General features: G+C 57.9%; 11 protein-coding genes. 4 read left to right on the forward strand and 7 right to left on the reverse strand.

Features of this window, described 5'->3' with window-relative positions:
• Positions 1-45: 45 nt before the first annotated feature.
• Together argS and AC2CHD_RS03625 are read right to left on the reverse strand one after the other, a co-directional pair.
• Positions 46-1,803, reverse strand: coding sequence for an arginine--tRNA ligase (gene argS, locus AC2CHD_RS03620; RefSeq protein WP_484552605.1), 1,758 nt, complete (start codon positions 1,801-1,803; stop codon positions 46-48).
• A gap of 59 nt (positions 1,804-1,862) precedes the next feature.
• The gene (locus tag AC2CHD_RS03625; protein ID WP_484552606.1) at positions 1,863-3,083 is read right to left on the reverse strand and encodes a deoxyguanosinetriphosphate triphosphohydrolase; all 1,221 of its coding nucleotides are present in this window, start codon (positions 3,081-3,083) and stop codon (positions 1,863-1,865) included.
• A 146-nt stretch (positions 3,084-3,229) separates the two neighbouring features.
• On the opposite strand from AC2CHD_RS03625, the gene erpA reads away from it, so the two are divergent.
• Positions 3,230-3,580 (forward strand): iron-sulfur cluster insertion protein ErpA, encoded by a 351-nt coding sequence (gene erpA / locus AC2CHD_RS03630; protein WP_229449245.1) that lies wholly within the window; start codon positions 3,230-3,232, stop codon positions 3,578-3,580.
• A gap of 81 nt (positions 3,581-3,661) precedes the next feature.
• On the opposite strand, the gene AC2CHD_RS03635 is transcribed toward erpA, so the two are convergent.
• Positions 3,662-5,041, reverse strand: a complete 1,380-nt coding sequence (locus AC2CHD_RS03635; RefSeq protein ID WP_484552607.1) for a uracil-xanthine permease family protein — start codon at positions 5,039-5,041, stop codon at positions 3,662-3,664.
• Positions 5,042-5,294: 253 nt separating this feature from the next.
• On the opposite strand from AC2CHD_RS03635, the gene AC2CHD_RS03640 reads away from it, so the two are divergent.
• From AC2CHD_RS03640 to AC2CHD_RS03650, 3 genes are all read left to right on the forward strand, one after another.
• The gene (locus AC2CHD_RS03640; RefSeq protein WP_484552608.1) at positions 5,295-6,350 is read left to right on the forward strand and encodes a polysaccharide deacetylase family protein; all 1,056 of its coding nucleotides are present in this window, start codon (positions 5,295-5,297) and stop codon (positions 6,348-6,350) included.
• A gap of 106 nt (positions 6,351-6,456) precedes the next feature.
• The gene (gene xth / locus AC2CHD_RS03645) at positions 6,457-7,248 is read left to right on the forward strand and encodes an exodeoxyribonuclease III (protein WP_484552609.1); all 792 of its coding nucleotides are present in this window, start codon (positions 6,457-6,459) and stop codon (positions 7,246-7,248) included.
• Positions 7,249-7,321: 73 nt separating this feature from the next.
• The gene (locus AC2CHD_RS03650; protein ID WP_229449033.1) at positions 7,322-7,609 is read left to right on the forward strand and encodes a hypothetical protein; all 288 of its coding nucleotides are present in this window, start codon (positions 7,322-7,324) and stop codon (positions 7,607-7,609) included.
• Between the two features lie 20 nt (positions 7,610-7,629).
• On the opposite strand, the gene AC2CHD_RS03655 is transcribed toward AC2CHD_RS03650, so the two are convergent.
• The 4 genes from AC2CHD_RS03655 to AC2CHD_RS03670 all read right to left on the reverse strand — a co-directional run bounded on the left by AC2CHD_RS03655 (position 7,630) and on the right by AC2CHD_RS03670 (position 12,690).
• Positions 7,630-8,433, reverse strand: a complete 804-nt coding sequence (locus AC2CHD_RS03655; RefSeq protein ID WP_229449032.1) for a tetratricopeptide repeat protein — start codon at positions 8,431-8,433, stop codon at positions 7,630-7,632.
• Entirely contained in the window at positions 8,420-10,144 is a 1,725-nt protein-coding gene (gene ilvD, locus AC2CHD_RS03660) for a dihydroxy-acid dehydratase (protein WP_484552610.1), read from the reverse strand. The genes AC2CHD_RS03655 and ilvD overlap by 14 nt, the downstream gene beginning before the upstream one ends.
• 242 nt (positions 10,145-10,386) lie before the next feature.
• Positions 10,387-11,313 carry a TerC family protein gene (locus AC2CHD_RS03665; RefSeq protein WP_484552611.1) on the reverse strand — a complete coding sequence of 309 codons (927 nt, stop codon included), beginning with the start codon at positions 11,311-11,313 and terminating at the stop codon, positions 10,387-10,389.
• Between the two features lie 270 nt (positions 11,314-11,583).
• Positions 11,584-12,690, reverse strand: a complete 1,107-nt coding sequence (locus tag AC2CHD_RS03670) for an outer membrane protein transport protein (RefSeq protein ID WP_484552612.1) — start codon at positions 12,688-12,690, stop codon at positions 11,584-11,586.
• Positions 12,691-12,798: the final 108 nt, after the last annotated feature.

Below are 12,798 nucleotides of genomic sequence, written 5' to 3' on the forward strand. Positions count from 1 at the left end.
TGTGGGCAAAAGGTGACAGACCACCGCACCCCTTACGGGATGGGGTCAGCGCATCTCAGAAGGCGCCTCGGCCCCGATCAACGCAAGCCCGGATGTCAACACATCGCGAACTGCCTGCACCAGACCCAGTCTGGCATAGGTCAATTCTGGATCGTTAACCTTAACAAAACGTAAGTCGGCTGTCTCGCTACCCTTGTTCCACTGGGCGTGGAACAGACTTGCCAGATCATAAAGGTAGAATGCCAACCTGTGAGGCTCCATCGCCTGCGCTGCACTTTCGACAAGCCGAGGGTATTCAGCAAGCTTGCGCACCAAGGCCATCTCGCCCTCGTCCGTGAGCTTTCCAAGCTGAGCCTTCATCTCCGCGCGGCTGAATTCCTCCACACCGAGTTGCTCGCCTGCCTGGCGAAATGCCGAGTGGCTTCGGGCGGAAGCGTATTGCACATAGAAAACAGGATTATCCTTCGACTGTTCCGTCACTTTCTCAAAGTCGAAATCGAGCGGAGCATCGTTCTTGCGGTAGAGCATCATGAAGCGGATCGGATCACGACCCACCTCGTCCACCGCCTCGCGCAGGGTAACGAACTCCCCTGCCCTCTTCGACATGCGCACAGGCTCTCCGCCGCGGAACAGCTTCACGAGTTGGCAGAGAAGCACGGTCAGGTCCACCCGGTCCTCCGCCAGCGCCCGCGCCACGGCCTGCAAGCGCTTAACATAGCCGCTATGATCAGCACCAAGCACATAGATCAGATGTTCGAAGCCCCGGTCCAGCTTGTCCTTCATATAGGCCACGTCAGCCGCGAAATAGGTGAAGCTGCCATCCGATTTCATCAATGGGCGATCAATATCGTCCCCCACCTCTGTCGAACGGAAAAGCGTCTGCTCGCGATCCTCCCACTCATCAGGTTTTTGCCCCTTCGGCGGCGGCAATTTACCCTTGTAAACATGGCCCTTCATGGTGAGATCGTTGATCGCCGACCGGATCATCCCGCCATTGCCCTCATGCAATGAGCGTTCCGAAAAGAATACATCGTGACGAATATTCAGTGCAGCGAGATCGTCCCGGATCATCGCCATCATGCTCTCGACAGCCCTGTCCTTGACGATCGTCATCGCTGCAGCGGAGGGCATTTCCAGAAGTTTCGTGCCAAACTCCCGCGCAAGTTCTTCGCCCAGCGGCACCAGATAATCACCTGGATAAAGACCCGCGGGAATTTCGTCGATCTTCTCACCCAGCGCCTCGCGGTACCGCAGCATCACCGACTGACCGAGCACATCGATCTGCACGCCCGCATCATTGATGTAATATTCACGCGCGACATCATAACCCGCAAAGGCAAGGAGATTCGCGAGCGCATCCCCCACCACCGCGCCACGGCAATGACCCACATGCATGGGGCCTGTTGGGTTTGCCGAGACATATTCGACATTCACTTTCTCTCCCCGCCCCATCTGCGAGCGGCCGTACTCCGTACCGAGATCCAGCATTTCACCAAGCCGGGCCTGCCAGAAACTGTCGCTCAGCTTCAGGTTCACAAAGCCTGGACCCGCCACCGTAGCCGCGGCAACGTCGGGATCTGACTCGAATGCTTTGGCGATCTTCTCCCCCAGCGCTCGCGGGTTCTCACCAACTGACTTCGCAAGCACCATGGCCGCATTGGTCGCCACGTCACCATGGCTCGCATCACGCGGAGGTTCGACGGCCACGCGCGAAAGGTCAAGCGCCTCCCCACTGTTGGACTGCAGGCCGAGAGCTTCAATGGTCTTGGCGACCCGATCTGTGAAATCGGCGAAAATGTTCATGGACGATGTCCTGAAAGAAAGATCTTTGTCGTCCGCACGGGGCGGAATTGCGGTTGGCACTAGCTCAAATCAGGAGTCTGGTCAAACAGGCGCTGGTGTTCCTTCACCGCATAGGTGTCCGTCATGCCGGAGAGAAAATCGGCCACCAGCCTGGCCTTTTCCGCATCTCCTGCCATTTCGAGGCCATCACGCCACCCCTCGGGCATCTCACGCGGATTGTCGAAATACGCGTCAAAGAGATCCTTCACGATCCGGTCGGCACGCGCCCGGACCGCCACAACCGCCTCATGACGGTACAGATTGGCGTAGAGAAAACGTTTCAGCTCCTTTTCTTCCGCCGCCATGTGGTCCGAGAATGCGACGATCGTGAAACCTGCATCGTGCACAGCATCCGCACTGGCGGGTTTGAGAACTTCAAGACGCTGTCGAGAAGCCACGATCACGTCCTCTACCATCGCCGTTATCTGCCGCCGCATGAGCTCGTGCCCGCGGCGCACCGGATCAAGCGCGGGATAGCGGCGCCCGACGTCCGCGAGGATGTTTCCCGGCAGACCGACCTCTTCAAGCATTTCAAGCGTCAGGAGGCCGGAACGCAAACCGTCATCGATGTCATGCGCATTATAGGCAATATCATCCGCAATCGCCGCACACTGCGCTTCGATCCCGGCGAAACGGGCCAGTTCTAGGTCGTGGCGGGCGACATAGTCGAGAATGGATTGCGGAACAGGGCCATCCAGCCCTTCTCCCTCAGCATTCGTAAGCGGTCCATTGTGCTTGACCAACCCCTCCAGTGTTTCCCACGACAGATTGAGACCATCAAACTCCGCGTAGCGGCTTTCAAGCTCGGTCACGATCCGCAGCGACTGGGCGTTATGATCGAAGCCCCCCCATTTTGCCATGCGTACGTCGAGTGCGTCTTCTCCGGTATGTCCAAATGGCGTGTGACCGAAGTCATGCACCAGCGCGATCGCCTCCGCCAGATCCTCGTCGCAGCAAAGCGCCCGCGCGAGAGCACGGGCAATCTGCGCCACTTCAATCGAATGGGTCAGCCGCGTGCGATAATGATCGCCCTCATGGGCGATGAACACCTGCGTCTTGTGCTTAAGGCGGCGAAACGCCGTAGAATGGATGATCCGATCCCGGTCGCGCTGAAAAGGCGTGCGTGTCGGGCTCTCGGGCTCCATCACGAGCCGGCCGCGCGACGCCGCCGGATCTGTCGCATAGGCAGCGCGGGGGCGATAGCCAAAGCCGATGTTCTGTAAGCCCTGATCCTTTTCCATGCTTGGTAACACCTTCTCAGGCAGCCCTGATCGGCCTGCCACTGTCCCCTTTGAAACCCGACCGCCTCGCTCAGGTTGACTTGCTGCCTGCGGCTTCATACCTATTCCATGAACACGAACGCAAGGTGACCGTCAGGACAACCATCATGGGCATGGACGCTGGAACCGAATTGAAGAGCGTTGAACTAACGGAAGCTGCCGCAAAGCGCATCGCGACCATTCTGAAGGATGAGCCGGGCAAGATCGCCCTGCGCGTCTCGGTGGAAGGTGGCGGCTGTTCTGGCTTTTCTTATGCTTTCGACCTCACAGATCAGCGCAACGAAGACGATCACGCCATCGAGCGGGATGGGGCAACCGTCCTCATCGATGACCTGTCGCTCGTTTATATGGGCGGATCGATAATCGACTTTGTCGACGATTTGATCGGCCAGTCATTTCAGATCAAAAATCCGAACGCCGTCGCCTCCTGTGGCTGCGGAACCAGCTTTTCGATCTGACTTTTCTTCGCAACGATCGTCTTTTTGAGAAATGCCGCGTATCGTTTCGCGGCGCTTTTCATATTTTGGGCCAGAGGCGGCTCAGTTATCCCGTTCCGCCCCCGCTTCCTGTGGCAGGATAAGGTTCAGGACGATTGCCAGGAACGCAGCAGGCAGAAGACCGGAGGTCATGAGAATTTGCGCGGTCTTCGGCAGATGCTGCAGCGCTCCTGGCTCGAGCTGCAAGCCCAGGCCCACAGAGAGCGACACGGCAAAAATCACCATGTTTCTCCGATTCCAGTGCACGTCCGACAACATATTGATACCTGCCGCTGCGACCATGCCGAACATCACAATGACACCTCCGCCAAGCACCATGATCGGCACTGTCGAGATCAGCGCGCCGACTTTCGGAATGAGCCCGCAAAGGATGAGGAAAATTGCACCATAGGTCACCACGTGTCGGCTCATGACGCCTGTCATTGAGATCAGGCCGACGTTCTGACTGAACGAGGTGTTGGGCAGACCGCCAAAAACACCAGCGATGGCCGTTCCGAGCCCATCCGCGTATGTGGCGCCTGAGATTTCTTTCTCCGTCGCCTCGCGGCCGGCTCCCCCCTTGGTGATTCCGGACACATCACCGACTGTCTCTATTGCTGAAATGACCGCCATGAAACACATTCCGATAATCGCGGGGAGCGCAAGCTCGAAACCCCATTTGAATGGAACGGGGACCGCCACCCATGATGCGTTTCCGACATTGGAAAAGCTGACCATACCCAGCGCCAGGGCCACAACGTAGCCTGCCACCAGGCCGAGGAGAACGGCCGCAATCGACCACATGCCACGTGTAAAGAACTTCAGCAGCAATGTGACCACAACCACCACCAGCGCAACGCTCCAATTTTGCAAGCTGCCATAAGCGGGCTTTCCGATCAGCGGCACACCGCCAGCGGAATACTGAATTCCCACTTTGATGAGCGACAGTCCGATCATCAGAACAATCAGACCCGTTACCATCGGTGGCAGCGCGAAACGCAGGCGCCCCACGAAACTGCCGAGAAAGAAGTGGAAGATACCGCCAACCACGACCCCGCCCATCAATGCCCCCATAGCGGCGACGCCCTGCCCCGCCACGATCGGGATCATCACCGGCAAGAAGGCAAAGCTTGTGCCCTGAACGATCGGAAGTCGCCCGCCAACCGGCCCCATGCCAATGGTCTGGAACAGCGTCGCAATTCCGGCAAAGAGCATCGACATCTGAATCATGTAGATGAGATTTGGGAAATCCGGTGAATTTGACCCGAAACCGAAACCAGCGGCACCTGCCACGATGATCGCTGGGGTCACGTTGGAAACGAACATCGCCAGCACGTGTTGAATTCCAAGCGGTACCGCCTGCAGAAGCGGAGGCGTATAATCGGGATTACTCAGGTCTGCGCGCGACAGTTGATCGCCATCGCTTATGGTCGTTTGTGTCATGTGGTTCCCCGGTTGCTTCAGAAACTCTGAAATCTTTTTGGTGAAGCATCGGGCACAAACGGGCACGCATCTATCTATATTTTTTTGAAAGACAGCCAGATTTCAAGCGCGAATTGCATCACAAATCCTGAGATCTACCGAAGGAAATTCTTCAACATTTTCTGCTTGGATCGTGGCAGCTTCGGTTCAAGGCACACGCCGGAAATCGATTGTCCTCAGTCACCCACCTCGATCGAAAGATGCCAAGCCCCTGATGCCTTCTCTTCAAGCTCTCAAAAGATCTGCCCGCTATGAGCTGATCCGCGCCGGCTTGGAGGGAACAGCCCTGGCATTGAAACTGGGCTTGCCGCTGGCCAAACCACAACGCGGGGTCATTTTCGCCCTACACCATGTGGATCCTGAAAGTCCCGCAAACTGGGTACCCAATGCCTGGTTGAGCATAACGCCCACTTTCCTTGAACAGGCCATCCAGCTCTGCCGCGAGCAAGGCCTTACACCGATAGCACTCGAGGATTTGCCTGAGCGTCTTGCGGATCGCCGGGACACACGCAGATATGTGTGTTTCACATTGGATGACGGCTATCGGGACAATGCACGTTTCGCTGCGCCCGTGTTCCGGCGCCACGCTGTACCCTATACAATCTTCATCACACCAGGCTTCGTCGAGCGTACCAGATCCATCTGGTGGAAGACCGCCGAGGCACTTGTCATGAACACGGACGACGTCGATCTTTCAGTGTTCGGAATTGATTCACGCGTGGATATCAGGCACCGGGCCGAGCGGGTCGCTCTGTTTGACCGTCTGGCAAACGCCATAAATGATGCAGAAGACGAAGACGCCACCATCACCCGGCTCGACACTCTGGTAAAAGCTCATGGCATTGACCCGCTCGAAATCACTGAACGCTTGACGATGGACGCCCGCGAACTTGCCGCGCTCGCCGCAGACCCGCTTGCTCGCTTTGGCGCACACACGCTTACGCACACAAATCTGACCAAGGTGGATGACAAGCGCCTTCATACGGAGTTGACCCAGTCTGCGTCGAAGGTTTGCGGCTATGTGGGCACCAAACCCACCACCTTCGCGTATCCATACGGGTTTGCTTCCGCTGTCGGTGCACGTGAAATCGCGGCGGCAAGGGAAGCAGGGTTCATCGCCGCAGTCACCACCAGACCCGGCCTCCTGTCAGAGACATGCAGCAAGGCTGCAACGGCTTTGCCGCGCGTTTCACTCAACGGGTTTTATCAGCGCAAGCGCTATGTGCGCGCCCTCTTGTCCGGTCTGCCGTTTCGCTTCCGGAAAAGCTGAAGCCTCAATCGGGTGACACTCGGCACAGCCTGTCAGTATTCTGCACAAGGCGGTTGCGGCACATTCCCGACCAACCTAAGAAAGAGTTGAGTTGTGGAAGGGCCCCATGAAGATCGCTACCTGGAACATCAACGGCGTCAAGGCGCGCATCGACAACCTCCTGCACTGGCTTGAAGAGTCCAGGCCGGACATCGCCTGTCTTCAGGAAATCAAATCCGTCGACGAACTCTTTCCCCGCGAACCGATCGAAGCGCTCGGCTACCATGTGGAAACCCATGGTCAGAAAGGCTTCAACGGCGTCGCGCTCCTTTCAAAACTCCGGTTTGACGAGGTTAATCGCGGTTTGCCGGGTGACGATGGCGATGAGCAGGCGCGTTTCATCGAGGGCGTGTTTTCCACCGACAAAGGTGTTCTCCGGGTCGTTTCGCTCTACCTGCCGAACGGCAACCCCGTCGACAGCGAAAAGTTTTCTTACAAACTCAGCTGGATGGAGCGTCTTGAAAAGTGGAGCGCCGAGCGTCTCAAGCTGGAAGAACCCCTGGTTCTGGCAGGCGACTACAACGTCATACCAGAACCGGAAGATGCAAAGAATCCTGAGGCATGGGTGGGCGATGCCCTCTTTCGCCCGGAAAGCCGGAAAGCCTTCCGGCGGTTGGGTGCTCTGGGGTTCACCGACGCATTGCGTGCGGTCAATCAGGACGATGGCGTCTATACGTTCTGGGATTACCAGGCGGGTGCCTGGCAGAAGAACAACGGGATCCGCATCGATCACCTGATGCTTTCTCCGGAAGCCGCTGATCATATAGGCGCTGTGACGGTCGAAAAGCACACACGTGGCTGGGAGAAACCATCCGATCACGTCCCTGTCGTTCTTGATCTGAAGTTGCGCCCCGTCTGAACACCCCGGCCGCATTTAACGCGGGTCAATGGCCAGGTGTCGTCCCCTGTGCTAACGTGATCACATTATGCCCATGTTACGGTACGTCGGGATCGCCGCTCTGGCGGTCACGCTCTCTCTACCGATCGCAGGCACCTCTGCGGCCGATTGCCTTTGCCGTGCCAATGGCTCCGCTTTCCGTCAGGGTCAAACAACCTGCCTGGCGCTGCCGGACGGGCCACGTCTGGCGCGGTGCGAGATGGTTCTCAACAATTCATCCTGGAAAATTCTCGACGAAACCTGCTTCCAGACATCAAAGCGTCTGGAAAAAGCCAGTCCAATGGCGGTGGCGCAATATCGCAACCTGTTTGGCGGGCACTAAAGGCCCGCCTCTTTTACCGATCAATCGAAACCGTTGTCGCGCAGGTCGTGCGCCAGAGCAATTGCCGTGCGCCGATCCGATTCTCCGGCGAGAGCGAAGGCCTGCTCCTGCATGGCGCGGATCCAGCCGACGTCGTTTGGCGCAGCACGGTCTAACGCCGCTGTCATCATCGCCAGGCCTTTCACCACGCGACCGCTTTCAAAAAGGATATGCCCGAGCATGGCCTGCGCACCCGAATGCCCCTTCTCGGCAGCGAGCTGAAACCAGCGCGCAGCCTGCTGCACGCTCTGAGCCACGCCCTCACCGTCCAGAAACATCCGGCCGACCTGATACTGAGCTTCCGGATTCCGGTAGGTCGCAGCCGCCCGCATAAAATGCTCCTGGGCAGCCAAAGGATTTGCGCGAATCGGGCTGTCGGGAATGCCGGTCTTGAGATATTTGCCAAGTGCCACAAGCGCGTCAGAGACATAGGTCTCGTCCGGGCTGCCCGGCCGCACATCCTGTTGTGCCACGGCCGAAAAGAACTTGAACGCCTCACGATCATTGCGGGCGACACCATCACCTTCGGCATACATGCGAGCCAGCTTCCAGCGCGCGCCCACCTGCCCGTTCTCGGCAGCGTAGCGGTAAGCTTCCAGCGCCTCTTCCTTGTCGCCCCGCTTGTAAGCAGAGAAAGCGAAGCGGAAAACGGCCCAGGGGCTGCGCTTTTCCTGCTCCTGAATCACAGTGTTCTCGTCCAGCGCGTAGGCGGTGCCCGGCAGCGTCACGAAGGACGCTACCAGACCGGCAAGAACAGCTGTTTTCCCTGCTTCAAATATCCGCATAACAGTGCGTTTCTTTCTTTGCCCCCGGATGGGTGACGGCACCATCGCGGGCCGGTCCAACCGTCTGGGCATATTTCCAGATCGCGCCGGACTGATAGTCCGTCTCGCGCGGCTTCCATTTTTTCGCACGCTCCGCGAGTTCTTCATCGCTGAGCGCCACATCAATCGTTCCAGCTTCGGCGTCGATGGTGATCACATCGCCGTCCTTCAACAGGCCGATCGGCCCACATGCTGCCGCTTCCGGCCCCACATGGCCAATGCAGAACCCGCGGGTCGCGCCCGAAAACCGGCCATCGGTGATGAGCGCAACCTTATCGCCCATTCCCTGGCCGTAGAGCGCTGCCGTGGTCGCAAGCATCTCGCGCATCCCCGGTCCACCTTTCGGACCTTCGTAGCGAATGACCAGCACCTCGCCTTCCTTGTATTTCCGCTCCTGAACAGCAGCGAAACACTCTTCCTCGGAATCGAAGCAGCGCGCCGGGCCCGAGAACGTCAGGTTCTTCATGCCGGCAACCTTCACGATAGCCCCTTCAGGCGCGAGATTGCCCTTCAGGCCAACCACACCGCCGGTCTTCGTGATCGGATTGTTCGCCGGACGAACCACATCCTGATCTGCATTCCATGGAACATGCTCCATGTTTTCGGCAATTGTGCGGCCAGTTACGGTCATGCAGTCGCCGTGCAGATATCCGTGCTCCAGAAGCGACTTCATCAGCAGCGGAATTCCGCCGGCTTCGAACATGTCCTTGGCGACATATTTGCCGCCCGGCTTCAGATCGGCGATATACGGGGTCTTCTTGAAAATCTCCGCCACGTCGAACAGGGTGAATTCGATACCCGCCTCATGGGCAATGGCTGGCAGGTGTAGCGCCGCATTGGTCGAGCCGCCCGAAGCCGCAACGACAGCTGCAGCGTTTTCCAGAGCCTTGCGGGTCACGATGTCGCGCGGGCGGATCTGCTTGGCGACGAGCTCCATCACCTTCTCGCCCGATGCGTAGTTGAACCGGTCACGCATCTCGTAAGGAGCCGGCGCGCCGCAGGAATAAGGCAGCGCCAGGCCAATCGCCTCGGCAACCGTCGCCATCGTGTTGGCCGTGAACTGCGCGCCGCAGGAACCGGCCGACGGGCACGCTGCCTGCTCGATCTCGGTCAGGTCTTCGTCGGAGATCGTGCCCACGGAATGCTGGCCGACGGCCTCGAACACGTCCTGAACCGTGATCTGCCGGCCGCGATAGGTACCGGGCAGGATCGAGCCACCATAGATGAAGACCGACGGCACGTTGAGGCGCACCATCGCCATCATCATGCCGGGGAGCGACTTGTCGCAGCCCGCCAGGCCGACCAGTGCATCATAGCAGTGGCCGCGCATGGTGAGTTCGACGGAATCGGCGATGACCTCGCGCGACACGAGCGAAGACTTCATGCCCTGGTGTCCCATGGCGATGCCGTCCGTCACCGTGATGGTGGTGAACTCGCGCGGCGTGCCATGAGCGGCCGCAACGCCCTTCTTGACCACCTGCGCCTGACGCATCAGCGAAATGTTGCAGGGCGCAGCCTCGTTCCAGCAGGTTGCAACACCCACGAGCGGCTGCGCGATCTCTTCTTCCGAAAGCCCCATGGCGTAGAGATACGAGCGATGCGGTGCCCTTGCCGGGCCCACAGTGACGTATCGGCTTGGAAGTTTGTCTTTCGAAATTGCTTTTGCGTCCATAATTACCCCAGCCGCAGCGCGCGGCACTTCTCCTGAACAGTCGGTTGTGTCCCGTGCGCCATCGAGCATTTTCGATGCGCCGGGTTTATGGCGGGAAATTGGCGTTTCGTCCCACCCCATTCTTAACCGAATGCTTATTGAGAAACTGTTGCCAAATGAACACATTGCCCTGTGCACAACAGTCAGGGGCTGTCAGCAGTGGAAACAGGGCGCACAAAGCGGCCCTGCCCCTCACAACAGTTTCAAGACTGCATTCCCTGTTCCTCACGCTTTCGCGCGATGATCGAGGCGACGATCGAACCTCCGATCAGAAGCACCGTGACAGAGAGAGCCAGCGGTGAGGGAATCTTGATCCAGTGCGCAACCAGCATTTTGAGGCCAATGAACATCAAAACCAGAGAAAGTCCGGTTTTGAGGTGTTTGAAGGTCCGCATCATGCCGGAGAGAACAAAGAACATCGCGCGCAATCCCATCACCGCGAACACGTTGGATGAAAAGACGATGAAGGGATCATTGGAGATGGCGAGAACGGCCGGAATGGAATCGACCGCAAAGATCAGATCCGTGAATTCCACTGTCACCAGGACGACGAAAAGCGGAGTCATGAAAAGAACGCCGTTGCGCTTTGTCAAAAAGCGCGAGCCTTCATACTCCTGTGTGACACGCCCGGTTTTCATCAGAAGTTTCACGATCCGGCTTTCCCCCGGGTCGATCATCTCTTCGTCGGAGGTCATCATCTTGAAGCCGGAGAAGACGAGAAGCGCCCCCAGCGCCATACCGATGACCATAAACTGATCAACCAGCTTTACGCCCGGAACGATCAGCGAAAGACGCATCACGATCGCGCCGAGAATGCCGTAGAAGAGCACGCGATACTGCGCTTCGGAAGGCACCTTGAAATAGGTGAATATGAGCGCGATGACGAAGATATTGTCGAGAGAAAGCGCCTGTTCGATCAGATATCCGGTCAGGAACTCCGCCCCCCGATCCTTGCCGCCGAAGTAGAACACGCCCATCGCAAAGACCATGGCCAGAGCCACATAGCCTGCCACTGTCTTCATCGCTTCGCGCGTCGTGATGACGTGATCGCGTCGGTGCAGGACAAAAAGATCGAAAATGAGGACTACGGCCACGAAGGCCAGAAAACCGGGCCAAAGCCAGTCATGCATTGTCATGGAGAGATACGAGGTTTGCGCCGCGTTTGCGCGTTGTCGTTCGATCCGACATCACAGGCAACGCCTTGCCTGCCAGAGGGGCCCGGATCGGGTGACTGCTCTTATGTGCGGCAAAACCCGTCGCAATACAAGTCTCGTCCTCCCACCGCCGACAGCATGGTCGCCCGCAAGAATGGTTGGCCTTCCTGCCAGGAATAAAAAAGACCCGGCCGAAGCCGGGTCTTTGGAGAGATGGGATTAACCCCTCTGGGCTTTTGAATGAGCCTACCATTTGACCTTGTAGTTGGCCGATAGAATGCCAGCCCAACCTGAATCCACCGCATTGCCGGCTTCGATCCCCTTCGTGGCCTCTGCGCTCGCCAGATAAGACACAGCACCACCCAGGCGGAGCTCCCCACCCAGAGAATCCTTCATGCTGACGCCGGCCGCCAAAAGCCACTTGTCGGTGCGGAAGTCATAACCAGTAGACACTCCACGGTCCCACTGAAGGCTGACAAGACCCGACACATTGTCTGTAAACGCATGGCCCACACCACCGGTGATGGTCCATCCATCCCGCCAGTAATACTGGTTCTGGCTGGTGCCGACGCCGGTCACATTAAGGTTCAGCGTTTCATTAACAGACCAGTCAGTCCAGCGAACGGAACCAAAGGCAAGCCAGCCGGGTGCGATGCCGGATTGTACTTTCAATTCCACGCTCTGCGGAAGTTCGCCATCACCGGCTGCCGGTACCGGAATGGAAACGCCAGGAGCCACCGTCAGATTACCGCTGCCGCTGGCATCATGTGTCGTGCCGGAGCGATACATAAGCTCGGTGCGAAACGCGATATCCGGAATTTCATAAGCGACACCGGCTCGCCACCCCACGGCGCTGCTTGTGAGGCCAACGTCAAGCGCGCCCCCGCCACCGACAAAGTCGTAATTGAATTTTTCAAGAAAAGCGCCGCCCAAAACGGCAAGCCGCCCCTTCCCCATGTTCATGAACACGGCACAGGTCGCACCGAACTCGGTAACGGTAAACTTCTCTGACAGTTTTAAAGCGGGACCAAATGGCGACGCATAGGTCGAAGCTGCACCGTAAACGTCCGTGTAAGTGCCCGCGCAGGACAAATTGTCCGTCATTTTGATCTTCACGGCACCCGATGGAATGACGTAGGTGTCGAGGTAATCCGTACCGACAAGCGCCGGATTGACCGACTTGGAAAACTTCTGCGTCGGAACGACGATGATCGCACCCGCACGCATGTTGAAGTTGCCATCCTCGTAAAGGATGTCGGTGTCAGCAGTGCCACGCGAAAAACCACCCGCTTGGGCTGAACCAATAGCCGCAGCCAGAACGGTCGTAGCCGATAGAATCCGAACCAAACGCATGAGATCCCCTCTCCTCCAATTGCTGCTTCAAGAATAGCAGCGGCGTCTCGAAGCTCAATTGTTACTGTACAGCTTACCCCACCTCACGCTTACGTGAACGTAATACCT

The organism is Nitratireductor sp. ATLC21 (assembly GCF_057196525.1).